General features: G+C 74.0%; 21 protein-coding genes. 14 read left to right on the top strand and 7 right to left on the bottom strand.

Going from position 1 to position 22,457, the window contains the following annotated elements; all coding sequences use genetic code 11:
• Positions 1-63 precede the first annotated feature (63 nt).
• The gene (eccCa, locus tag ACQPZO_RS03010; protein ID WP_433346806.1) at positions 64-4,023 is read right to left on the bottom strand and encodes a type VII secretion protein EccCa; all 3,960 of its coding nucleotides are present in this window, start codon (positions 4,021-4,023) and stop codon (positions 64-66) included.
• Positions 4,024-4,226: 203 nt separating this feature from the next.
• Between eccCa and eccD the strand changes: the two genes are divergently transcribed.
• The gene (gene eccD, locus ACQPZO_RS03005; protein WP_433346804.1) at positions 4,227-5,624 is read left to right on the top strand and encodes a type VII secretion integral membrane protein EccD; all 1,398 of its coding nucleotides are present in this window, start codon (positions 4,227-4,229) and stop codon (positions 5,622-5,624) included.
• A 134-nt stretch (positions 5,625-5,758) separates the two neighbouring features.
• On the opposite strand, the gene ACQPZO_RS03000 is transcribed toward eccD, so the two are convergent.
• Positions 5,759-6,955 (bottom strand): type VII secretion protein EccE, encoded by a 1,197-nt coding sequence (locus tag ACQPZO_RS03000; RefSeq protein ID WP_433346802.1) that lies wholly within the window; start codon positions 6,953-6,955, stop codon positions 5,759-5,761.
• Positions 6,956-7,104: 149 nt separating this feature from the next.
• On the opposite strand from ACQPZO_RS03000, the gene eccB reads away from it, so the two are divergent.
• From eccB to ACQPZO_RS02960, 8 genes are all read left to right on the top strand, one after another.
• The gene (gene eccB / locus ACQPZO_RS02995; RefSeq protein ID WP_433346800.1) at positions 7,105-8,685 is read left to right on the top strand and encodes a type VII secretion protein EccB; all 1,581 of its coding nucleotides are present in this window, start codon (positions 7,105-7,107) and stop codon (positions 8,683-8,685) included.
• Between the two features lie 118 nt (positions 8,686-8,803).
• Complete coding sequence (locus tag ACQPZO_RS02990) at positions 8,804-9,172, top strand: hypothetical protein (protein ID WP_433346798.1); 369 nt, start codon at positions 8,804-8,806, stop codon at positions 9,170-9,172.
• Positions 9,165-10,394, top strand: a complete 1,230-nt coding sequence (locus tag ACQPZO_RS02985; RefSeq protein ID WP_433346796.1) for a WXG100 family type VII secretion target — start codon at positions 9,165-9,167, stop codon at positions 10,392-10,394. The genes ACQPZO_RS02990 and ACQPZO_RS02985 overlap by 8 nt, the downstream gene beginning before the upstream one ends.
• Positions 10,395-10,634: 240 nt before the next feature.
• Positions 10,635-11,054, top strand: a complete 420-nt coding sequence (locus ACQPZO_RS02980) for a hypothetical protein (RefSeq protein ID WP_433346794.1) — start codon at positions 10,635-10,637, stop codon at positions 11,052-11,054.
• Between the two features lie 249 nt (positions 11,055-11,303).
• Entirely contained in the window at positions 11,304-12,176 is an 873-nt protein-coding gene (locus ACQPZO_RS02975; protein WP_433346793.1) for a hypothetical protein, read from the top strand.
• 114 nt (positions 12,177-12,290) lie between these two features.
• Positions 12,291-12,623, top strand: coding sequence for a YkvA family protein (locus tag ACQPZO_RS02970; RefSeq protein ID WP_433346791.1), 333 nt, complete (start codon positions 12,291-12,293; stop codon positions 12,621-12,623).
• A 117-nt stretch (positions 12,624-12,740) separates the two neighbouring features.
• Positions 12,741-13,148 carry a pyridoxamine 5'-phosphate oxidase family protein gene (locus ACQPZO_RS02965; protein WP_433346789.1) on the top strand — a complete coding sequence of 136 codons (408 nt, stop codon included), beginning with the start codon at positions 12,741-12,743 and terminating at the stop codon, positions 13,146-13,148.
• Between the two features lie 217 nt (positions 13,149-13,365).
• Positions 13,366-14,034: a C39 family peptidase gene (locus ACQPZO_RS02960; RefSeq protein WP_433346787.1), complete on the top strand. Its 669-nt coding sequence runs from the start codon at positions 13,366-13,368 to the stop codon at positions 14,032-14,034.
• Between the two features lie 127 nt (positions 14,035-14,161).
• On the opposite strand, the gene ACQPZO_RS02955 is transcribed toward ACQPZO_RS02960, so the two are convergent.
• The 3 genes from ACQPZO_RS02955 to ACQPZO_RS02945 all read right to left on the bottom strand — a co-directional run bounded on the left by ACQPZO_RS02955 (position 14,162) and on the right by ACQPZO_RS02945 (position 16,066).
• Positions 14,162-14,410 (bottom strand): ferredoxin, encoded by a 249-nt coding sequence (locus ACQPZO_RS02955; RefSeq protein ID WP_433346785.1) that lies wholly within the window; start codon positions 14,408-14,410, stop codon positions 14,162-14,164.
• A 16-nt stretch (positions 14,411-14,426) separates the two neighbouring features.
• The gene (locus ACQPZO_RS02950; RefSeq protein ID WP_433346783.1) at positions 14,427-15,629 is read right to left on the bottom strand and encodes a cytochrome P450; all 1,203 of its coding nucleotides are present in this window, start codon (positions 15,627-15,629) and stop codon (positions 14,427-14,429) included.
• A 251-nt stretch (positions 15,630-15,880) separates the two neighbouring features.
• Positions 15,881-16,066 carry an antitoxin gene (locus ACQPZO_RS02945; protein WP_396669080.1) on the bottom strand — a complete coding sequence of 62 codons (186 nt, stop codon included), beginning with the start codon at positions 16,064-16,066 and terminating at the stop codon, positions 15,881-15,883.
• Between the two features lie 191 nt (positions 16,067-16,257).
• Here ACQPZO_RS02945 and ACQPZO_RS02940 point away from each other — a divergent pair, with 191 nt between their 5' ends.
• Entirely contained in the window at positions 16,258-17,490 is a 1,233-nt protein-coding gene (locus tag ACQPZO_RS02940; RefSeq protein ID WP_433346781.1) for an AI-2E family transporter, read from the top strand.
• Position 17,491: 1 nt separating this feature from the next.
• Here ACQPZO_RS02940 and ACQPZO_RS02935 read toward each other — a convergent pair whose 3' ends face one another.
• A complete protein-coding gene (locus ACQPZO_RS02935) occupies positions 17,492-18,175 on the bottom strand; it encodes a dienelactone hydrolase family protein (protein WP_433346779.1) in 684 nt (227 codons plus the stop codon).
• Positions 18,176-18,299: 124 nt separating this feature from the next.
• Here ACQPZO_RS02935 and ACQPZO_RS02930 point away from each other — a divergent pair, with 124 nt between their 5' ends.
• From ACQPZO_RS02930 to ACQPZO_RS02920, 3 genes are all read left to right on the top strand, one after another.
• The gene (locus ACQPZO_RS02930) at positions 18,300-18,692 is read left to right on the top strand and encodes a MerR family transcriptional regulator (protein ID WP_161689195.1); all 393 of its coding nucleotides are present in this window, start codon (positions 18,300-18,302) and stop codon (positions 18,690-18,692) included.
• Entirely contained in the window at positions 18,662-19,009 is a 348-nt protein-coding gene (trxA, locus tag ACQPZO_RS02925; RefSeq protein ID WP_387021286.1) for a thioredoxin, read from the top strand. Before ACQPZO_RS02930 ends, trxA begins: the two co-directional genes overlap by 31 nt.
• Before the next feature lie 98 nt (positions 19,010-19,107).
• Positions 19,108-19,290, top strand: coding sequence for a hypothetical protein (locus ACQPZO_RS02920; RefSeq protein ID WP_396669075.1), 183 nt, complete (start codon positions 19,108-19,110; stop codon positions 19,288-19,290).
• A gap of 106 nt (positions 19,291-19,396) precedes the next feature.
• Here ACQPZO_RS02920 and ACQPZO_RS02915 read toward each other — a convergent pair whose 3' ends face one another.
• Positions 19,397-20,383, bottom strand: a complete 987-nt coding sequence (locus ACQPZO_RS02915) for a LacI family DNA-binding transcriptional regulator (RefSeq protein WP_433346776.1) — start codon at positions 20,381-20,383, stop codon at positions 19,397-19,399.
• A gap of 570 nt (positions 20,384-20,953) precedes the next feature.
• Between ACQPZO_RS02915 and ACQPZO_RS02910 the strand changes: the two genes are divergently transcribed.
• Positions 20,954-22,345 (top strand): RICIN domain-containing protein, encoded by a 1,392-nt coding sequence (locus ACQPZO_RS02910; RefSeq protein ID WP_433346774.1) that lies wholly within the window; start codon positions 20,954-20,956, stop codon positions 22,343-22,345.
• Positions 22,346-22,457 lie beyond the last annotated feature (112 nt).

Raw genomic sequence — 22,457 nt, 5'->3', positions numbered from 1 at the left:
GGTCCTCTCTTCACAAGCGACGATCGGCCCGACGCTACCGGAACGGCAAGCCGACGTCCCACCCTAGGCCGGCTCGGACCAGGCCGTCTGGATCAGCTGCTGACCGTCGCGGCGGCGCACCAGGGTGCCCCGGCCCGGCGGCTGCGGGCTCGGCCGCAACGTGTTGAAGACCGCCCCCTCCTCCCGGTTGCCGGACATCAGCAGGCCCGGGGAGTCCAGCTCGCGGAGGCGTTGCAGCACCGGCTCGTACAGCGCCCGCGCCACGCCGCCCACGCGGCGCGTGATGATCAGGTGCAGGCCGATGTCGCGGGCCTGCGGCAGCAGCTCATGCAACGCGCTGAGGGGGTTGCTGCCGCCGGAGGCGACCAGGTCGTAGTCGTCCACCAGGATGTAGAGGTCCGGCCCCTTCCACCAGCTCCGGTCGCGCAGCTGGGCGGTGGTGACGTCCGGCCCGGGCAGCCGGTTCGACAGGGCGCTGCGGATCGACGCGAGCCCCTGGCCGAAGGCCTGGTTGGACGGCGCGTAGTCGAGCAGGTGCTCGCCCTCCACCGCGCCCAGCAGGCCGCGCCGGTAGTCGGCGATGACCAGCCGCGCCTGCGCCGGGGTGTACCGCTCGACGATCCCCTTCGCGATCACCCGCAGCAGGTTGGTCTTGCCGCACTCGGCGTCGCCGAAGACCGTCAGGTGCGGCTCGTTCGCCAGGTCCAGGTACACCGGGGCGAGCGCCGACTCGTTGACACCGATCGGCAGGCCGGGCGCCGAACGGTCGGCGACCCGGACCAGCTCGTGCAGCGGCAGCCGGCGCGGCAGCAACCGGACCTTCGGGGCCGGCGTGCCCGGCCACGCCCGCGCCACGTGTCCGGCCAACGCGACCGACGCCTCGGTCAGGTCGTCGACGTCCCGGCGGCCGTCGATCCGGGACACCGCGGCCATGAAGTGCAGCTTGTCGCGGGTCAGGCCGCGGCCCGGGGTCTTCTCCGGGACGTTCTGCGCGGCCCGGCGGTCGATCTCGGACTCGGCCGCGTCGCCGAGCCGCAGCTCCAGCTTGGTGCCGAGCAGGTCCCGCATGTTCATCCGGATCTCCGCCCAGCGGACCGCCGTGACCACCACGTGTACGCCGAAACCCAGCCCCCGGTTGGCCAGGTTCGTGACGGTCTGCTCCAGCTCCTCGTACTCCTGGCGCAGCGTGTTCCAGCCGTCCACCACGAGGAAGACGTCGCCGAACGGGTCGTCGGCGAACTCGCCGGCCGCCCGACGGCGGCGGTAGCCGGCCATCGAGTCGATGCCGTGCTGGGCGAACCGCTGCTCGCGCTCGTCGATGATCCCGACCACCTCGGCGACCGTCCGGCGGACCGCCTCGGTGTCGCGCCGGCCGGCCACTCCGGCCACGTGCGGCAGCCCCACCAGGCTGCGCAGCGCGCCACCGCCGAAGTCGAGGCAGAAGAACTGCGCCTCGCGCGGGGTGTGGGTGAGCGCCAGCGAGGCCAGCATCGACCGCAGCATGGTGCTCTTGCCGCTGAGTGAGGCGCCGACGATGACCACGTTGCCGCCCGCGCCGGCCAGCTCCACCATCATCGGGTCGCGCCGCTGCTCGTACGGGCGGTCGACCACGCCGACCGGGACGGTGAGCCGGCCCCGGCCCTGCCAGCCCGAGGTGGTCAGGCCGTACGTCTTGTCGACGGCGAGCGGGCTGAGCAGGTCGAGCAGGCTCGGCGGCTCGGACAGCGGCGGCAGCCAGACCTGGTGGGCCGGGCGGCCCCGGCCGGCGAGCTGAGCGATCAGCACGTCGAGCATCGCCACGGCCTTGCCGTCTGCCGGCTGCTCCGGCTCGTCCACAGGTTCCACCGTCAGCTCCGGGGCGCGCACCGGCACGAAGTCCGTGCCGTACGGCACGATCCGGCGCTGCACCAGCGCCTGCGACGACTTCTGCTCCCCCGGCGCCCGGTACGGCCCGGACACGTACGCGGCCCGGAACCGCAGCATGGTGGTGGTGTCGGTCTTCAGGTACCCGTGGCCCGGTGCGCTGGGCAGCTCGTACGCGTCCGGCACGCCGAGCACGATCCGGCTCTCCACGGCCGAGAAGGTACGCAGGCCGATCCGGTACGACAGGTGGGTGTCCAGGCCGCGCAACTTGCCCTCCTCCAGCCGCTGGCTGGCCAGGAGCAGGTGCACGCCGAGCGACCGGCCCAGCCGGCCGATCATCACGAACAGGTCGATGAAGTCCGGCTTCGCGGCGAGCAGCTCGCTGAACTCGTCGCAGATGATGAGCAGGCTGGGCATCGGGTCCAGCGGCTCACCGGCGGCCCGCGCCTTCTCGTACTCGAACCGGGAGACGTAGTTGCCGGCGGCGCGCAGCACCTCCTGGCGGCGGTTCATCTCGCCGGCCAGGGCGTCGCGCATCCGGTCGACCAGGGGCAGTTCGTCGGAGAGGTTGGTGATCACCGCGCTGGTGTGCGGCAGCGCGTCGAGCGAGGCGAACGTCGCGCCGCCCTTGAAGTCGACCAGGACGAAGTTCAGCTCCTCCGACGAGTGGGTGACCGCGAGCGCGGCGACCACCGTACGGAGCAGCTCGCTCTTGCCGGAGCCGGTCGCGCCGATGACCAGGCCATGCGGGCCCATACCCTCGTGCGCGGACTCCTTGAAGTCCAGCTCGACGACGTTGCCGTCCGGGCCCACGCCGAGCGGGATGCGCAGCCGGTCCCGTTGGCTGCGCGGGCGCCAGGTCCGCTGTGTGTCGACCGTGGCGGCGTCGCCGATGCCGAGCAGGTCGGGCAGCTCCGTGCTGCGGGCCAACGGCTCCTCGGCGCTGGCCTGCTGCTGGGAGAGCCGGTAGGGGGCGATCTGCCGGGCCAGTCCCTCGGCCGCGGCCGAGGTGAGCCGGTCCGGCTGGCCCAGCCGCGACACGGACGCCCCCCGGACCAGATCGAGCGCGGCGCCGTCGCCGACGTCCAGGCAGAGCAGCCAGCGGCCGGCGTCGCGGGGGACGGCGCCGGACAGGTCGATGACGGTGGTGCCGAGCAGGCTCGGGCCGGTCAGGTGGCAGGTTGCGGCGACCTCGCCGCCGTCGATCAGCACCACCACGTGCGGCGCGGTGGTCAGCGGCTTCGCCTCCGGGGAGAACCGGGGCCGGCCGGCCAGTTCGTCGGCGAGGGACTCCTCGGCCTCGGAGAGGGTGGCGAAGACGAGCCGGCGGGCACCCGCCGCGTCGGTGCGGCCGGGGTGCTGGGCGTGCGGCAGCCACTTCACCCAGTCCCAGGCCGGCTGCCGCTCCGGAGCGGCCACCACCGCGATGACGATGTCGTCCGGGGCGTGGAATGTGACGAGTTGGCCCAGCGCCGCCCGGGCCAGGTCGAGTACAGGCTCCCGCTCGCCACGCAGCACCACCCGGGAGAACGCCCGCACGGACAGCGCGGTGGGCAGGCCCGGCACCGTCGAGTGGGCCCGGACGAACCGGCGCAGCGCGATCGCGCTCATCGGCTCCAGGTCCTCCACCGGCTTGGTCTCCGGCGGCACGATCTCCACCGCCAGCCGCTGCGGGCCGACCGCGATCCGGGCCTCGCCGAAGTCGTCCTCGGTGACCCGCCGTTCCCAGAGCCGGCGGGACGCGGCGATCGACCAGAGCGCGTCGGGCTCCGGGTGCCGCCAGGCCATCGCGGCCCGCTGCTGCTCGGCCGCGCGCCGGGTGCGCTTGCGCATCTGGGCGAGGTAGCGCATGTAGTCGCGGCGCTCGGCGTTCAGCTCGGCCTTGTCGTTGCCGCCGTTGCTCAGCGACCCGAGCGCCATGCCGAGCATCGAGACGCCGAACAGCCCGCCCGCGACGTACGTCATCATGCCGCCGCCCCGGCCGGCGTAGAGGAACGCCATCGCGCCGACGCCGCAGACCATCGGCAGGATCATCAGTAGCTGCCCCATCCCCCGAGGGGTCTGTTCGGGCAACTCGGGCGGGGACTCCAGCAGCACCTCACCACGCGGCAGGGCGGGCCCCGATTGGCGCGGAAGCCGGCGGAACACCACGGTGCTCACGGCTGTCTCCTCCCCCAGAAGCGGCCCGGACACCGACCGGCACGGCGCGAGGTGCGGCCGGGGGGCCACGACGACCGACCGCGGGCCGTCGGGTGGGCATCGTACGTGGACGCCATCGTAGGTAATCTCCCGTGGGCGTCGTGGACCCACGGGGCGGTGCCGCCCCGGTGGGGTGGAGCGTAGGCGAGCGCGAGGAGGCCACAGTGGCGACGAAGACGGCGACCGGTGGTCTGAGCCGGATCACCATCGTGGCGCCCCGAACCCGGATGGATCTCGCCCTCCCCGTCGACGTGCCGCTGGCCGACCTGCTGCCGATCCTGCTCCGGCACGCCGGTGAGGACCTCGCCGACGACGGGGTCCGACACGGCGGCTGGAGCCTCGCCCGGCTCGGCGGGCAGCCGCTCGACGGTGGCCGTACCGCCGCGCAGCTCGGCCTTCGCGACGGCGAGGTGCTCTACTTCACCCCCCGCGCCGCGGCGGCCCCGGAGATCGTCTTCGACGACGTGGTGGACGCGGTGGCCACCGCGACGAACCAGCGCCCGGGCAGCTGGCAGGTGGGCACCACCCGCTCGTTCTCGGTGCTCTTCGCCACGGCGGCGCTGTCCGCGGGGGCACTGGCGGCGCTGTTCGCCGGCCCGCCGCAGCTTCCCGGCGCGATCGCCGCCCTGCTGGTCGCGGTCGCCCTGGTGGTCAGCGCCGCGGTGCTGTCCCGGGCTGCCGGTGACAGCCGGACCGGCTCGGTGCTCGCCCTGGTCGGCATCGGGCACGCCGCGACCGGCGGCCTGCTGGTGCTGGCCGGTGACCGGACGCTGACCGGGCTGGCCAGCCCGCACGTGCTGCTCGCGGCGACCGCCGTGGTGGTGTTCGGTGCGGTCGCGGCGCTGGCGGTCGGCGACCGGTTCCCGCTCTTCTTCGGCGCGACCGCCGTCGGCGCGGCGGTGGGCCTCGGCGCGGTGGTGAGCCTGGCGTTCTCCGTCGGCGCTCCGGCCGCCGCCGCGGTGGTCGCCACGGTCGCGTTCGCCTTCCTGCCGGCCCTGCCGATGGCGTCCTACCGGCTGGCCCGGCTGCCCGTCCCGTCCATCCCGACCGGCCCGGACGACCTGAAGACCGACACCGAGACCGTGGACGGCCGCCAGGTGCTGCGGCTCAGCGAGCGGGCCGACGCGTTCCTCACCGGCCTGCTGTGGACGGTGGCGCTGCTGGTGCTGGGCGGGGAGGTCATCCTCGCCCTCGACGGCCGGCTGCCGTCGACGCTGCTCTGCCTGGTGCTGGCCCTGCTGTCGCTGCTGCGCGCCCGGCCGTTCATCGGCCGCGCCCAGCGCGCCCCGGTGCTCCTCGCCGGCACCGTCGGGCTCGGCCTGGCGGCGGCGGCCACCTTCGCCGCCGGCTCCACGGCCCTCCGGCTCGGCGTGGTCCTCGGCGGCCTGGTCGTGGCGGCCGTGATCAGCCTGATCTACGGGCTGACCGTGGCGGGCAAGCGGATCTCGCCGGTCTGGGGCCGGCTCCTGGACATCGTCGAGATTCTGCTGATCATCTCGCTGGTCCCGCTCGCGGCCTGGGTCTGCGGCCTGTACGGCTGGATCGTCAACCTCCGCCCCTGACGGCCCACCCGCGACCGCCGGGAGGGGACCGGCTCCACCCGCCACCGCCGGGCGAGGACCGGCCCCATCGGCCACCGCCGGGCGGGGACCGGCCCCGTCCGGCCCCGTCGGCGGGGCGCCCGACCGTGCCGGCCTCACTCGGCGCGGTGGTCGATGACGCGCAGGGCGACCGGGGCGGTGGCGTAGACGCCGGGGCCGTGCTCGCCGTCCAGCGGCCGGGCCCGGACCGCGCCCCGCCGGGCGACGTCCCGGACCGCCTTGACCAGCGCCTCGACGTGGTCGGCGGGGGCCGCGACGCGCAGCAGCGGCGGGCTCGGCCGGTTGCCGGGGCGGACCACGGCGGCGAGCGTGTGGGACGGGGCGGAGGTCGCGGTGACCGCGTCCACCAGGGCACCCCAGGGAACCCCGGAGCGGGCGCGCAGGGCCAGGCAGCGCTGGGTCCAGCCGCCGCCGCGCAGCCCGGTCCAGGTCTCCGCCTGCGGCGCGGGCGCCAGGTCCATGCCGGCCGCCGAGACGACCGCGGCGCGCAGCTCGTCCCGGCCGAGGGCCCGGTGGCTCAGGCCGGCGGCGTGCAGCGCCTTGCCGAGCCGGCCGACCGCGGCGGACACGGTCCGGTGCACGCCCACCATCCCGCCGCCCCGGGTCACCGCCTCGTTCCGGGCGTCCCGCACGGACAGCCGTACGGCCACCCAGACGGTGCGGTGGGCGGCCGGGGGGGCGTCCGGGGCCGGATACCAGACCAGGGTGTGCGAGACGACCTGGGCGAGGGAGATCGGGGCCGAGAAGTCGGCCAGGACGGCCAGCGCCCGGTCCACCACCGCCGCCTCGACGGAGCCGGCGGGCGCTCCGGGGCGCGGGTCCAGCGCCACGGCGGCGAACCAGCCCTGGCCGTCCTGGCCGATACCGAGCCGGGTGCCCCGCTCGGTCAACTCGATCACGGTCAGCTCCGGGGCGAGGGCGACCAGCAGGGAGTCGCCGGGGCCACCCCCGGTCACCGCCGCCCGGGCCCGCTCCCGGCGACGCCGTAGCCGGCGGCGCAGCAGCAGGTCCTCGTACCACCAGCGCCCGCCGCGGCGGGCGAAGGCGGCGACGACCGCCGCCGCCGCGAGGGCGGCGACGACCCCGAGCAGCCAGTCGGGGCCGCCGAGGGCGGAGTACACGGCGAGGGCGCCGAGCTCCGCCACGACGAGCTGCCCGACGACGACCGGACCGAGCCGGCCCCGGCTGCGCCGGTCGGCCGGGACGACCGCACGGTCGGGCGGCGCCGGCAGCGCGGGCGGGTCGGCCGAGCCGGTGGCCGTACGACCGGGTGGCGCCTGGACCTGGGGCATCGGTGGCGTCCCTTCTGGACGGGCGGCTTCCTGAGCCGGTACGGGGTGGGCGGTGGTCCCGTTCCCCGGCCGGCGGCCCCTTATCGTAGGGAAGCCCGCGGCGGAGCTCGGACCTGATCGCCGCGGACCCATCCCGCCGGAGGTAGATCATGCGGACCCGCCGCGACCAGGTGCAGGCGTACCGCTTCGTCACCCGCCGGATCGTCTCCGCGCTGCTGTCCGGCGATCCGGAGACCACGAACCTGCCGATGCGGCGGCTCGGCCTCGCGGTGATCGGCAGCGTGGTGGCCGCAGCGGTGTTGCTCGGCGGCATCGGCGCGTACGGCCAGCTCACCGGCAACACCGCGCCGCTGGAGGCGAACACGCTGGTGATCGAGCGGGAGACCGGGGCGACGTACGTCTACGTGGACAACCTGCTGCATCCGACCCTGAACTACGCCTCGGCCCGGCTGATCCTCAACGAGGCGGACCCGGCGGTGCGGACCATGTCGCAGGCGTCGATCGCCGACCGGCCGCGCGGGCGTACCGTCGGGATCGTCGGCGCCCCGGACGCGCTGCCCGACCGCAAGTCGCTGATCGGGCTGCCCTGGTCGGTCTGCGACGTGCCCGACCCGGCCGACCCGCGCCGCTCCACCACCCACCTGGTGATCGACCGACCACTCTCCGGCGGCGTGCCGCTCGGCGACCGGGCGGTGCTGGTCACCGTCGACGGCGGGCGGTACCTGCTCACCGGCGACGCCCGGATGCGGATCGCGGGCGGGGACCAGGCGACGGCGGCGCTGCGGATGGCCGGCGCACCCACGGTCACCGTCGGCGCCCAGTTGCTCAACGCCGTGCCGGCGGGTCCGGTGCTCCGTGAGCCCGACATCGAGGGCGAGGGGGAGGCCAGCCGGCTGACTGTGGGCGACGGTCCGGCCCGGGTCGGCGACGTCTTCCGGGCGGCCGAGCAGCACTACGTGCTGACCAGGGAGGGGCTGGCCGCGATCGGCGAGGTCACCGCCCTGCTGCTGCTGCGCGACGGCGGGGGGGTCACCGACGTCACGCCGGACCAGGCCGGCCGGCTGCTGACCCGGGAGCGGGTGGAGCCGGAGGGGACGCCACGGGCGCTGCCGGTGCTGCACCCGGTCCAGGCGGGCCGGACGGTGCTCTGCGCCACCTACCGGAAGGGGGCCGTGGACGCGCCGCCCACCACCACGCTGGAGGTCTTCGACCGGGTCCCGGCCGAGCTGAGCGGCCCAGCCACGCCGGTCCGGCAGGGTGCCCGGGACGCGGTCCGCACCGCCGAGCAGGTCCTGCTGCCGGGCGGGAAGGGTGTGCTGGTCCAGGCCGCCCCGGGTGCCGGGGAGGGCGGCACGGGCACGCCGGGCTCGACGGTCTATCTGATCAGCGCTCAGGGGGTGCGCTACCCGCTGGGCACCCGGTCGGGCGATGCGCTGACCGCCCTCGGGTACGGCGGCGTGACACCGCTGGCGGTGCCAGCGTCGCTGCTGTCACTGGTGCCGACGGGCCCCGCCCTCGAGCGGGAGGACGCGCTCGCGTACTTCGCCCCAAGCCCCGCGAGCGGCAGCGCGCCGGGTGCCGCGAGCCACAGCACGCCGACCGAAGCAGCACGTCGCCCGCCCGCCGGGGGTGCGAGCCGCACGCCGGACCGGGAGGCGAGCGGCGAGCCGAGCCAGCCCGCGACGGACAGGTCTGCCGGGGCGACCGGGGCACCGGCCACCGGCGGGTGACCAGGCTGGTTGGGTCGAAAACACGTCGACCGCACTTACGCGGGTCGCCCAGGTTGCCCCCCGTCCACTAACCTGGTTCTCGCCAACGGTTATCGACGAGGACTACGGGGATGCTGCCATGACCGGGCGCACTACAGTCGACGTACTGTCCCTAGAGGACTTCCATCTGCGGTTGGCCGGTCGGCTCACCGAGGCCGAAGCCGTGCTCAGGAAGCTCAAGACGGAGACGCAGTGCCGGCCTCCGGAGCTGGGCACGTTCACGGATGCGACCAGCAACGCCCGGCGCTACTCCGACCTGCACACGAGCTACGTCCAGCAGGTCGAGCGGCTCCGCGACGCGGTGCGGGCCGCGCAGAGCGCGACCGGCACGATCCTGACCAACTACAAGACCACCGAGGATCGCAACGCGGCCAACTCCGCTGACATCGCCGCCGCCCTCGGCGGGGTCGACAAGGCGCTGGACAGGCAGGGGGACCGTCGTGTCTGAGTACACCGCGCGCTACGAGCACGTCAGCCACGAGACGCTGTACGAGGCCGTGAAGGCCGGCGACCCCGCCCAGATCGACGGGCTGGCCGCCAAGTGGGACTCGATGAAGGGCACCCTCGACGACCTCGCCCGCGACCTGAAGGGCGACCTCGACAAGCTGGCCAACGGCTGGACGGGGGACGCCGGGCGGGAGTTCCAGCGCCGGCTGTCGCTGGTCGTCGACCACTCGAACACCCTCTCCGAGGGGATGACCGACGTCCGCCAGGGCCTCACGCTGATGGCCACCCACCTGCGCACGGCGAAGAAGGACGCGGAGAGCCCGGACGAGACCGACGACCACGACAAGGCGGTCTCGGGGGCGCTCAAGGGTGGCGCGGTCCTCGGCCCGGCCGGCGCGATCGTCGGCGGCATCATGGGCCACAATCAGGACAAGGCCGAGAAGGAGAAGGCCCACCGGCGGATGGTGCAGGTGGTGGCCGAGCTGGCTGCCGGTTACGACCTTTCCGCGTACGGCCGGTTGGTCACCCCGCCGGAGCCGGACCGGGACCTGCCGTTCGACCCGACCACCTCCACGACGACGCCGTCCGCCGGCCCCGGGGCCAGCGCCCCGGGGGCCGCACCGGGCTCCGGCAGCGGCGCCCCGGCCACCGGCCACAAGACGGTGTCCGCCCCGGGCAGCCCAGGGCACGTGTCGCCCATCGGATCGACGCCGCCGGGCGTGGACCACGGCGGATTGACGCCCGGCGGCATCGGCACGGTCGTCGGCGGTCCGGGCAGCGGGACGTCGCTCGCGGGCGCCGATCCGTCGCTCGGCGGGGTGCAGTTGGCCGGCGGCACGGTCGGCACGGTGGGCACGGTCGGCGGCGGGACTGCGGTTGCGTCGGCCGGCGCCGGAGCGGGGCTGCTCTTCGGGGCGTCCACCGGGGCACCGGCCGGCGGCGTGCTCGGCGGCGGCACCGGTTCGCTGGCCGGGTCGGCTCGCGGCGGGGCGGCGGTGACGGCGCGGCCGGCCGGCGGCCTGGGCGCGGTCGAGCACCGCGCCGCCACGGGCGTGGGCCGGGTCGGCGCGAACGGTAGCTCCGGCAGCCGGGCGGGCGTCCTCGGCGGGCACGGACGGTCCGCCGAGGACGAGTCCGACGAGCGGCTGACCTGGCTGACCGAGGACGAGATGGTCTGGGGGAACGGCGACACCGGCGCCCCGCCGGTGCTCGGGGCGAGCTGACCCGTCCCCTTCACCCGTACGGCGCGGGGCCCTCCATCCGGAGGGCCCCGCGCCTTTTTGCGACCTGGCTATCCATCATGTGCATACCTGATGACCGTCTCCGTCGATGGATTAGCGGGCCCCTCGGCCATCGGGTTCCAGCGGTGCCCGGCTGTCCACAGCACCGGCTCGTGGCCCGGCTCACCCCTACAGCGTTCCGCCGAGGCTGCGGGTGGACCGGAACGGGGATAGGTTGGTGTCGTGCAGTCCCTAGCGTTCGCCCGCCCCTCCCGGCCGGTGACGCTGCGCGGGTCACACCCGTCATGGCAGGCGACGCTGCGCCGCATCCAGGAACTGGGTCGCCTCGCGCTGACCGCCCTGGTCCTCGCGTTCGGCCTCGGCGGGGTGTCCGCCCTGACTGCCGCCGCCCCCGCCTCCGCCTCCGAGCTGGCCCGCCCCGCCGTGGTGACCAGCCGGGTGGCCGAGCTGCGCCCCGGGTCCGGCCCGGCCGCAGAGCTACGCACCGAGCCGGCCGCCCCGCACGCCCGGCCGGCCCTCGACAGCTCCCCGCGACCGGCGACCGCCCCGGCGGCGACCGCGACGCGGGTCGTCCCGGTCGAATGTCCGGCCGTGGACCCGAGCGGCGGCACCGTCGTCCGGCGCGGCCCGCCCCGCCACTGACCCGGGCCGAGCAGGCGCCGATCCGGGCCGTCCCGGCGCTGCACCGCGCCGCACCGGCACTGCCCCGGCACCCGTCGCTCTCCGCGAGCCCGCCGACGGCCGCGCCCTCCCGCGCCGCTGACGACCACGCCCACCGTCACCCGCAGCGCTGACCGGCGAGGCCCCGTCCGGCACCGGTTCACGCGCGGCCCACCGCCCGCACAGCGGGCCCGACCGTCAGTCCACGTCGTCCCACCCGAGGTGCTCCCCATGCAGACCGCACTCTCCTCCGTCCTACTCGACGTGCCCCAGGCCGCCGCGATCTGGCTGGCCCTCCTCGGCGTCGTCGCCGTCGCGGTGACCACCCTGGTCGTCCGGCCGGGCCTGTTCCGCTCCGTGATCGGCGGGCGCTTCCGCGAAGCCGCCATGCCGAGCCTGCTGGAACAGGCGGAGGAGGACCGGGAACGGCGCCGCTACGCGGGGGAGATGGCGACCGCGGCGGAGCGGGCGGCGGCCACCGCCCAACGGCTGCGGGCCGAGTGGTTGTCCGCCCAGGAGGAGGTGGAGACCATCTGGCAGGCGGGCGAGGCCGCGGAGGCCGACGTCCGCCGGCTGGCCGCCGCCGCCGGCCTCCCCCAGCCGCACACCGAGCGCACCCCCGCCGAGTACGCCGACCGCGAGCGCTACCTGCACCGGGCCGCGCTGGACGCGTACTGGCGTCGGGATCTGTCGGAGGAGCAGCTCAGCGACGTCTTCGCGCACCGCGGCGGTTGGGATCCCCGGCTGCACCCGGTCGAGCAGGAACTGGTGCTGCGCCGCGCGGTGCGGGACCATCTGCGCACCCGGCAGCAGGCGGCCCGGGAACGGGAGCAGGCCGCCTGGCGGGCCGCCGAGCAGGCCGTGCTCGCCGCGCGCAGCCTCCGGGAGGAGGCGTTCGCCGCCACCGGGCCCGCCGAGCAGGAGCAGCCGCTGCTGCCCGGGGTGACCGACGGGCGGTCGCCGGCCGCCGAGCAGACCCGCGAGATGCCGGTGCTCGTCCGCGAGACGCCGACCGTCACCCGGGACCTGCCGACTGTGGCCCGGGGACGCGCGGTCGTGACCCGGGGCCGCGCCGCCCGGGGCCGCGCCACCGTCCCCGCCTGACGTACCAGGCAGCGAGGTCGCGCTCCATCCGGGAAACAGTGGCCTCCCGGCCGCGCTGATGCCCCTGTTTCCCGGATCGAGCGCGATCTTGGTGATCTCGGCTAGCGTGGCGGCATGAACGAGCACTACTGGCTGCTGGCGCTCGCCGCCCTGGTCGTTGCGGCGACGCTGGTCGGCGCCATCCTGCTCGCCGTGCGGGTGGTACGCACCCGCAAGATGCTCGGCACGCTGGGCGTGGGAGGCAAGGTCGCCTTCTGGGGCGCATTGGCCTACACGGTCTTCCCGATCGACGTGCTGCCCGACCCGATCTACCTGGACGACATCGGGGTCCTCGCCGGTGCCCTGATCTACCTGGGCCGGCTCGTCCAGCAGCGTCGCGCCGCCGAACGGCGGCTGCCCGGCCAGCCGGAGCCCCGGGACGAGGAGACCCGTCGCCCGGTCCCCTGACCCGGCCGCCGCCCCACAGCAGGGCGTGCCGTGGCCCAGGGACGCGCACGATGTGGTGCGGGCGGCGGCGCTGGCGAGTGCCATGATCGGGGTCGGATCTTCGGACAGGGGCGTGTCATGCCGGGCGGGCATCGGTTGGGCATCCGTGACGAGCGGGTCGCGGCGTTCTGCCGGGAACGGCACCTGGCCACCCTGACCACCCTGCGGGCCGACGGGACGCCGCACGTCGTACCGGTCGGGGTGACCCTCGACCCGGAGGCCGGCCTGGCCCGGGTGATCACGTCGGGTACGTCCGCGAAGGCGCGGCACGTCGCGGCGGCCGGCGCGGCCGGCACCCCGGTGGCGGTGTGTCACGTCGACGGGCGACGGTGGCTGACCGTCGAGGGCCGGGCGGTGGTCCGCTCCGATTCGGCGGCGGTCGTCGAGGCCGAACGCCGGTACGCCGAGCGCTACCGCACCCCACGTCCCAATCCGCACCGGGTGGTCATCGAGATCACCGTGACCCGAATCCTGGGCAGTCTGTGACCGGATGACCGATTCACCCGCCCGTCGGGGGGCCGGAATCGGAGCGAACGGCAGCGCGTTGAACCCCTCGTACGACCGAACAGGACCGCCCCTCACGGGGTGGACGCCCCCGGAATTCGGCGGAGGGCCGGGGCGCTGTGGCCCCCGACGATGAGTCCCTTCCCGGTGCTTGCGTCTCCGGAACCCGGAGGCGGCAACCCCCGAACGGAGCTTCGACATGAACATGATTCTGCGCAAGAGCATGCTGTCCGTCGCCGGTCTGGTGATGAGCGGTGGTGCCGTCGCCGGCCCCGCGCTGGCGGCGCACGCGGCCCCGGCCGAGACCGGGCCCACCGGCGCGCTGCGCGTCGACAAGACCACCAAGACCACCAAGAAGGACGACAAGAGCGAGCGCCGGGCCGGCTACGAGTACCAGGCCCAGCCGAACTTCTACTACTGCGGCCCGGCGTCGGCCCGGATCGCCCTGTCGGCCGAGGGCAGGACCGTCAGCCAGGACGAGTTGGCCGCCAAGCTCGGCACGACCGAAAACGGCACCGACTCGGCCATCGACATCACCCGGGTGCTGAACGAGTACACCAACGGCAGGTACAGGACCACCGAGATCAGCTCGGACGTCGCGTCCAAGGAGCAGATCGAGCGGCTGCGGGTGGACGTGAAGGCCGCGGTGGACGCGGATGAACCGGTGGTCGCCAACATCCTCGGCGGCGCGGTGGACACCGAGGGCCGGGAGCACAGCTACCCGGGCCACTACCTGACCGTGGTGGAGTACAAGGACGACGGCAACACGATCAAGATCGCCGACCCGGCGGACCCGGCCGTCCAGGAGTACTGGATGGACGTCGCCGAGCTGGCCAACTGGATCGCGGGCCGCGGCTACAGCTCCTGATCCGGCACGGCCCACGAGGGCCGGTCCCCACCCGGGGGCCGGCCCTTTCGGGTACGCGCGGCAGCCGGCCGCCGGGCCGCCAGCCATCCGGCCGACAGGAATCCGCAGGAGAGCGCCCGCAGCCGGATCAGGGCTCGGGGGCGATCTGCCGGCGGCTCTCCAGGTCGGAGACCACGATCGCCTCCATCGGGCAGGAGTCGGCCGCGTCGATCACCTCCTGGGCGGGTGTCACCTGCTCGGCCAACGGACGGGACAGGCCCTCGACCAGCGTGAAGTGCCCGGGAGCCGTCCCGACGCAGATCCCCGAACCGATGCACCGGGTCGGGTCCACCTGCAACCGCCACCCGGAGCTGGTCGTCTCCTCCTCCTCGTTCACCTGGTCCTCCTTCCCGTCACCAGGCCACCGGCATCGCGGTCAGGCCGCGTACCAGCAGGCCACTCTTCCAGGGCAGCTCCGACTCGGGCACCGCCAGCCGCAGCCCCGGGGTCCGGTCGAGCAGGGTGTCCAGCACCACCTGTAGCTCCATCCGGGCGAGCTGGGCCCCGACGCAGTGATGCACCCCGTGCCCGAAGCCGATGTGCGGATTCACCTCCCGGCCCAGGTCGAGCCGGTCGGCGTCCGGGAAGACGGTCTCGTCGCGGTTGGCCGACGGGATCGAGACGACGACCGGCTCACCGGCGCGGACCAGCACCCCACCGATCTCGACGTCCTCCTTGGCGTACCGGGCGAAGGCGGCGGCCGCACCGAGCGGGACGAACCGCATCAGCTCCTCGACGGCGCGCGGAACCAGGCTCCGGTCCGCCCGCAACCGGGCCCACTCGTCGGGATGGTGCAGCAGCACGTACAAGAAGTTGGGGATCTGGGTGACGGTGGTCTCGTGGCCGGCGGCGAGCAGCCCTGCGGCGAGCTGCACCACCTCCTCCTCGCTGAGCCGGTCGTCGGCGTCGCGGGCCCGGACCATCGCACCGATCAGGTCGTCGGTGGGCTCCTGGCGGCGCTGCGCGATCAACCCGCCCATGTACGCGAACAGGTTGTCGATGTACCGCTGGGCCTGCTCGGCGCTCAGCGAGGTGGTCGAGACGATCGCCTCCGACCAGGTGTGGAACTTGTCCTGGTCGGTGACCGGCACGCCGAGCAGGTCGCAGATGACCCGGATCGGCAGCGGGGTGGCCAGGTGGTCCACCAGGTCGGCCGGGGGCCCGGAGGCGAGCAGGCCGTCGACCAGTTCGTCGGCGACCTGCCGGGTGCGGGCGCGCAGCTCCTCGACCCGCCGCGCCGTGAAGGCCCGGGCGACGAGCCGACGCAGCCGGGTGTGGTCGGGCGGGTCCATGGCCAGGATGCCGCCCTGGATCTGGCGGGGGGTATTGCGCGGCTCGTCCCGGCCGACCGCCGCCGCCCGGCTGAAGCGGGCGTCGCCGAGCACCGTACGCACGTCGGCATGCCGGGTGGCCAGCCACGCCGGCTCCCCGTAGGGCAACCGCACCCGGCTCAGCGGCTCGTCGCGGCGCAGCCGGGCGTAACGCGGGTCGAGATTGAGCCGGTCGGGATCGCTGAACGGGTAGCGCTCGATCGTCGCCTCGGATGTGTCGGCCACCGGATGACTTCCTCTCCTCCACGGCCCTGCCTTCGGGCCGTCCGACCGCCGGGCCCGACTCCACGGTGAGTCATGCCCCGAATGCGGATGGTAGCGAGAGAGGTCGATCCTCGGCCAGTGGCCGAGATGGATTCGTACCCGTGTCGCAGCCGGCGGGGACATGGGCGGAAACGTCACTTCCGGGGCCACCGTCGGCAACGGCGGCCCCGGAAGGGCGTTGGACACGGGCGCGCGGGCCCGGCCTGCGTGGGTCAGCGTGGCGAGGTGTCGCCCTCGCCGGTGCGCTGCTGGGCCATGTCGACGCCCTTGTCGATCTGCTTGTCGTACTTTCCCCCGGTGCGCTGGTCGCCCATGTCGCCGGCCTTGTCGAGGCCCTGGTCGACCTGCTTGTCGTGCTTGTCGGCGAAGTCCTTGGCCTTGTCCATGAAGTCGCTCATGCGTTCCTCCTCAGATCGGTCCTTGCAGAGCCTTCCCTGGGCCGCCGGGCGCAAACCGGCACCGCCCCGGCGGGCACCCGGCCGGAGGCCGCCCCGTCGGAGGCGACGCCGTCGGGATCCGAGCGCGGACGGTGGGGTGTCGGAGAGCCGCCGGACGGGTAGGGACGTCGCCGAGACCGAGGAGGACCAACGTGGTCGAGGACGGTGCCGGGCGGACGCCCGAGGGGACGACGGACGACGGGAACCCCACGGCGCGTCCGGGGCCGGCGTTGGCCGGGACGGTCGCGCCGGGGGCCGGAAAGGTCGGGACAGCCGCGCCGGGAACCGCACCGGTCGCGTCGGGGGCCGGGACGGGACCGCGGCAGGCGTGGGCCGGGCTGCCCTGGCTGGTCCGCTCGGCGGTGCTGTGGAGCGCCTGCCTGGTGGTGTTCGTCGCCGGGCTGTACCTGGTCGGGAAGATCGCCGTACTGCTGGCGCCGCTGGCCATCGCGCTGGCCGTGACCTTCTTCCTGACCGCGCTGCTCGATCCGGTGCTGCTCCTGCTGCGCCGACTCCGGCTGCCGGCGGCGCTGGCCGCCCTGCTCTCCGTACTGCTCCTGCTGGGCGTCCTGGTCGGCGTCGGGGTACTGGTATGGAACCTGACGGCGAGCCAGTTCGGCGAGCTGAGCCAGGAACTCGACCAGGGCCTCCAGCGGAGCCGGGACTTCGTCACCTCCACGCTCCCGGTCACCGATGCCCAGCTCGACAAGCTGATCCAGCAGGCCCGGGACGGGCTGGGCGGCAGCTCCCCCGACCCGGTCGGCGGGGCCCGGACGGCCACCGAGTTCCTCGGCTCGGTCCTACTCTCCCTGGTGCTGCTGTTCTTCCTGCTCAAGGACGGCCGCTCGATGTGGCACTGGGTGCTGCGCCGGATGACCGGGCCGAACCGGGAGGTCACCGCCGAGGCCGGCCGGGTGGGCTGGCGGACGCTCGGGGCGTACAGCCGGGGGACGATGCTGATCGCGGCGATCGACGCGATCGGGATCGGCCTGGCCCTGGTGCTGCTTCGGGTGCCGCTCGCCCTGCCGCTGGCCCTGATCACCTTCCTCGGCGGGTTCGTGCCGATCATCGGGGCCACCGTGGCCGGTGCGGTCGCGGTGCTGGTGGCGCTCGCCGCCAAGGGGCCCACCGTCGCCCTGCTCGCCCTGGCCGCCGTGATCACCGTGCAGCAGGTCGAGGGGAACCTGTTGGAGCCGCTGGTGATGAAGCGTCAGGTCAAACTGCACCCGGCGGTGATCCTGGTGGCGGTGACGGCCGGCACGCTGATCGCCGGGATCGCCGGGGCGTTCGTTTCGGTGCCGATCACCGCGGTCGCGTACCGGGTGATCGACACCGTGCAGCGGCACCGGCAGGAGGCCGCCGGGCGACCACCCACCACCGCCTGAGTCAGGCCCCGGCGCGCAGGTGGGCGGCGAACCAGTCCGCCGCCGCGTCGGCGACCTGCTCCAGCGTGCCCGGTTCCTCGAACAGGTGGGTCGCGCCGGGCACCACCCGCAGCTCGGCCACCTCGCCGAGGTCGGCCGCCGCCTCCTCGTTCAATGTGATCACCTGCTCGTCGAGGCCGCCGACCAGCAGCAGCGTCGGGGCGTGCACCCGGGACAGGGCGGGACCGGCCAGGTCGGGCCGGCCGCCCCGGGACACCACCGCCCGGACCCGCTCGGGCCGGGCCGCCGCGGCCACCAGTGCGGCGGCGGCGCCGGTGCTCGCCCCGAACAGGCCCACGGGCAGCCGGCTCAGGGCCGGATCGCCGGCCATCCAGTCCACGATCGCGGCCAGGCGGTCGGCGAGCAGCCCGATGTCGAAGCGCAGTTCGGCCGTCCGGGCGTCGGCCCGGTCCTCCTCCGGGGTGAGCAGGTCGACCAGCACCGTGCCGAGCGTCCGCTCGCGCAGCACCCCGGCGACGGCCGTGTTCCGGGGGCTGTGCCGCGAGCTGCCGCTGCCGTGCGCGAAGAGCACCACCCCGGCCGCCCCGTCCGGGACCAGCACGTCGGCCGGCAGCCCGGCGTCCCCCACCGGGACCGTGACCTCGCCGCCCCGGGTCGTCGTACCAGCCTTTCCTCTCGCCGCCATCCGCCCACCCCTTCCCGTTGCTCGTCCCGCCCGGTTACCCGCCCCGGCGGCCGGAATTCGTCGTTGCCTTGACACCGGCGACAAGGTCTAGCGTGGCGGACAGGGGCGGGCGAAGGAGGGTCGGATGCGGATCGGCGAACTGGCGGAACGCGCCGGTACGAGCACCCGGACGCTGCGGTACTACGAGACGCAGGGGCTGGTCCGGCCCGAGCGCTCGGCCAACGGCTACCGCGTCTACGACGAGGCGGAGCTGCGGGTGGTGCACGAGATCCGCGCCCTGCTGGCCGTGGGTTTCGGCCTGGACGACATCCGGCCGTTCGTGGCCTGTCTGCGGGCCGGCCACTCGTCCGGCGACGTCTGCCCGGACTCCGTGGCCGTGCTGCGTCGCAAGCTCGCCGAGGTGGACGCCTACCTCGACCGGCTGGGCGCGGTACGGCGGCAGTTGCACGACCAGCTCACCCAGGCCATCGCGTACCGGGAGGAAACATGCTTCAGGAAACGGGGACTTCCCCGCTGACCGCCGTCACCGACGCCACGTTCGCCGAGACGGTGCTGGCCGCCGACCGGCCGGTGGTGGTCGACTTCTGGGCCGAGTGGTGCCCGCCCTGCCTGGCGGTCTCGCGGAGCCTCGCCGAGCTGGCCGGGGAGTTCGGGGACCGGCTGCGCGTGGTCACCGTCAACACGGATGAGAACCCGGCGACCACCAGGGCGTACGGGGTGATGTCGATGCCGACCCTGCTGGTGTTCCGGGGCGGCGAGGTGGTCGGCTCGATCGTCGGGGCCCGGCCGAAGAACCACCTGCGGCTGAGCTTCGCCCGCCACCTGGAGCAGTGACTGCCGCGCTGCCGTCGTTTGCGCTTCGGCCGACCGGGAAGGCCCGGGACGACCGTAGCACCGGCGCAGCCGCGCCCCGACGGATCGCGAGGATCGTCATGGGTCGACAGCAGGACAGGTCCAGGCAGCAGACCGCCGAGCGGGACGAACGACAGGAACGGGACGCCGAACGCGGCCGGGACTGGGCGGACGAGGCGGCGCAGGCCCGCACCTCCGACGACCCGCGAACGGTCCCCCCGCGCGACGCGGCCGGCCGCCCCTCCAACGGGCGACAGTTCTGAGCCCCCGGTCGGGTGGGCGCGCGCCGCCCGCCCGACCGGAATCCCAAGCCGGCGGCGACGTCGCACCGGGCGTACGTCCGGTGGGGGTGCCTACCGGTTGGGCCGGTCAGCGGGGCGGTGGGGCGACGCTGTCACGGGCGACCAGGGTCGGCGCGATGGTCCGCCGCAACGCCCCACCGTTGCCCGATTCGATCTGGGTCAGCAGCATCTGGAGGCTCGCCCGCGCCACCGCGTCGAAGTCCGGCCGGACGGTGGTCAGCGGCGGAATGAAGTACGCCGCCTCCGGCACGTCGTCGAAGCCGACCACGCTGATCTCCTCCGGCACCCGCCGGCCGAACTCGTGCAACGCCCGCAGCACGCCCAGCGCGAGATGGTCGTTGGCGGTGAAGATGGCGGTGACTTCCGGCATCCGGGCCAACACCTGCCCGCACCGGTAGCCCGACGCCGCGGACCAGTCCCCCGGCATCAACGGGGGCGGTTCGACCCCCACGGCCAGCAGCGCCTCCCGCCAGCCCTCTATACGACCGGCGCTGTCGAACCAGTCGGACGGCCCCGACACGTGCCAGACGGTGCGGTGCCCGGCGTCGAGCAGGTGCTGGGTCGCCGCCCGGGCGCCGGCCACCTGATCGACCGTCACCAACGGCACCGGCCGACCCGGGTCACCGTCGACGGTGACCAGCGGGACGTCCTTGGGCAGTCGTTCCAGCGCCTCACCGGCTGACTCGACGGGTGCGATGACGACGATGCCGGCTACCCGGTGCGCCAGGTGCCGCTCGACTGCGGCCGAGATGGAGTGGTGGTCCAGATCCCGCACGCTGCCCATGCTGACCGCGAACCCCTCCGCTGCCGCGGTCTGCTCCAACGCGGCCAGCAACGACGCCGGACCGTACAGGGTGGTGTTCTGCGCTACCACGCCGATGACCTGCGATCGGCCGGTCACCAACGCGCGTGCCGCGCCGTTCGGGCGGTAGTCGAGCTCGGCGATCGCCGCCCGTACCCGCAACCGGGTCTGCTCGCGGACATTGGGGTGCCCGTTGAGCACCCGCGACACCGTCTGATGGGAGACACCGGCCAGACGAGCGACGTCCGTCATCGCGGGACCGCGCACGGCCATATCACTCCCCCGCCCACATCTCCGACCGGTGGCCATCGACTGGAGCGGCCCGGCCGATCCCCTCGCCCAACCACCATGCCGGTGCTGAATCCAGGTGACCAGCGCTGGATCGCTGACAGTCTACGTCAGCCGCCGCCCCCGACACGGCTGCGAGCAGCCACCCCAGACGAGCAGTGACCGGCGTCACGGAGCTTCGTGTTCGAGCCGGCCTACCGAGGCCGCGCCGGTGGCCGAGGCGGTCAGCAGGTGGGGTTGGTCCGGGTGACAGGCCCATCCGGCAGGGCAGTGCGATGTAGTCGCCGCGTGTCTGTGGCGTCAACTCTTGACTAAGGGCGTGTTATCGCTCACAGTCTCTAGTGAAGACCGCCAATGTCTGGCGATTGGACCGCTGCGTTCACGCCCCTCAAGCTCGTTACAGATTGCTGTCGCGACCGTGCGGAGAGAAATGTTAGCGATAACATCAGGCATCCGATCCAGCGGGCTCAGGTCCTGCCCGTTGGTCGCGGGTGTCGGCTCGGATTGTTCGGTTCGTGCTATTGAAGGAGGAGAATGATGGTTGCCATTGGTTGGCTTTTCCGGGTGGTGCCCTGGGGTGGGGGGTGGTTGTCGCGGCTTGCCGCTGTGGTGGTGGTGGTGTTGGCGGGTGGTGTGTTGGTGGGGGTGTCGGCGTCGCCGGTGTCGGCGGCGGTGGTGGATCCGGGTGCGTGGTATGTGTTGGTGAATCGGAACAGTGGTAAGGCGTTGGACGTGTTCAACCTGGCGACGGGTGATGGTGCGCGGATCACGCAGTGGTCGCGTGGCGACGGCAACTGGCAGCAGTGGCAGTTCGTGGATTCTGGTGGTGGTTTCTATCGGGTGCGGTCGCGGCATTCGGGCAAGGTGTTGGCTGTGGCGGGTTCGTCGACGGCGAACGGTGCGGGGATCGTGCAGTGGGCGGACGGGAACGGTGTGGAGCAGCAGTTCCGGTTGGCGGATTCGGCTGGTGGTTTTGTGCGGTTGGTGAATCGCCACAGTGGTCGGGTGGTGGAGGTGCAGAACGCCTCGACGGTGGACGGGGCCGGTGTGGTGCAGTACGACGATTGGGGTGGGGCCAACCAGCAGTGGCAACTCGTCCGCGTCGGCGACACCGGCAACCCCGGCACCGGCACCGCCGGCTGCGGCAAAGCCCCGACGATCACCAGCGGCACGCACACGATCACGAGCAACGGCAAGTCGCGCACGTTCATCCTGCGCGTGCCGGACGGCTACACCAACACCCGCCCGTACCGGCTGGTGTTCGGGTTGCACTGGCGCGGCGGCACGGCGACCGACGTGGCCACCGGGCAGACGGTGCAGCGAGACGTGTGGGCGTACTACGGGCTGTTGCGGCTGTCGAACAACAGCACGATCTTCGTGGCCCCGCAGGGCCTGGGCAACGGCTGGGGCAACGCAGGCGGCGAGGACGTCACGTTCGTCGACGACATGCTGCGGCGGATCGAGGACGGCCTCTGCGTGAACCCACGGCAGCGGTTCGCCACCGGGTTCAGCTTCGGCGGGGGCATGAGCTACGCCCTGGCCTGCGCGCGGCCTAACGTCTTCCGCGCGGTCGCGGTCCTCTCCGGCGCACAGCTCAGCGGGTGCAGCGGCGGGACCGGCCGGGTCGCGTACCTCGGGGTCCACGGCATCCGGGACACCGTGCTCAACATCGCGAGCGGTCGGACGCTGCGCGACCGGTTCGTGCAGAACAACGGCTGTGTCGCGCAGGCCCCCCGGGAGCCCGCCTCGGGCAGCCTGACCCACGTCGGCACCGCGTACTCCGGCTGTGCCGCCGGCTACCCGGTGGAGTGGATCGCCTTCGACGAGGGGCACATCGCCGCCCCGCAGGACGGCGCACCGGGCGACAGCGGCTCCCGCGCCTGGGCGCCCGGGGAGACCTGGCGGTTCTTCACCCAGTTCCAGTGACGGTGACCGGAGGCCGGCTCGTCCCCCGGCGGACACGCCGGCCTCCGGGCACCTGGATCCACCGAGCGCACCGACGACCTTCGTGCTGATCCCGGTCCCGAGGGCCGCGCGG

It is taken from the genome of Micromonospora sp. CA-111912, from assembly GCF_050948415.1.
Lineage (GTDB): Bacteria > Actinomycetota > Actinomycetes > Mycobacteriales > Micromonosporaceae > Micromonospora.
The sequence above is the reverse complement of the archived record's forward strand: the minus strand, read 5'-3'. Positions and strand labels throughout refer to the sequence as shown.

Coding starts and splice junctions, on each gene's coding strand:
- ACQPZO_RS03000 (WP_433346802.1), bottom strand. CDS start 6,955: ATGCCCCAGGTCCAGGCGCCACCCGGTCGTACGGCCACCGGCTCGGCC.
- eccB (WP_433346800.1), top strand. CDS start 7,105: ATGCGGACCCGCCGCGACCAGGTGCAGGCGTACCGCTTCGTCACCCGC.
- ACQPZO_RS02990 (WP_433346798.1), top strand. CDS start 8,804: ATGACCGGGCGCACTACAGTCGACGTACTGTCCCTAGAGGACTTCCAT.
- ACQPZO_RS02975 (WP_433346793.1), top strand. CDS start 11,304: ATGCAGACCGCACTCTCCTCCGTCCTACTCGACGTGCCCCAGGCCGCC.
- ACQPZO_RS02970 (WP_433346791.1), top strand. CDS start 12,291: ATGAACGAGCACTACTGGCTGCTGGCGCTCGCCGCCCTGGTCGTTGCG.
- ACQPZO_RS02965 (WP_433346789.1), top strand. CDS start 12,741: ATGCCGGGCGGGCATCGGTTGGGCATCCGTGACGAGCGGGTCGCGGCG.
- ACQPZO_RS02960 (WP_433346787.1), top strand. CDS start 13,366: ATGAACATGATTCTGCGCAAGAGCATGCTGTCCGTCGCCGGTCTGGTG.
- ACQPZO_RS02945 (WP_396669080.1), bottom strand. CDS start 16,066: ATGAGCGACTTCATGGACAAGGCCAAGGACTTCGCCGACAAGCACGAC.
- ACQPZO_RS02935 (WP_433346779.1), bottom strand. CDS start 18,175: ATGGCGGCGAGAGGAAAGGCTGGTACGACGACCCGGGGCGGCGAGGTC.
- ACQPZO_RS02930 (WP_161689195.1), top strand. CDS start 18,300: ATGCGGATCGGCGAACTGGCGGAACGCGCCGGTACGAGCACCCGGACG.
- trxA (WP_387021286.1), top strand. CDS start 18,662: ATGCTTCAGGAAACGGGGACTTCCCCGCTGACCGCCGTCACCGACGCC.
- ACQPZO_RS02920 (WP_396669075.1), top strand. CDS start 19,108: ATGGGTCGACAGCAGGACAGGTCCAGGCAGCAGACCGCCGAGCGGGAC.
- ACQPZO_RS02915 (WP_433346776.1), bottom strand. CDS start 20,383: ATGACGGACGTCGCTCGTCTGGCCGGTGTCTCCCATCAGACGGTGTCG.
- ACQPZO_RS02910 (WP_433346774.1), top strand. CDS start 20,954: ATGATGGTTGCCATTGGTTGGCTTTTCCGGGTGGTGCCCTGGGGTGGG.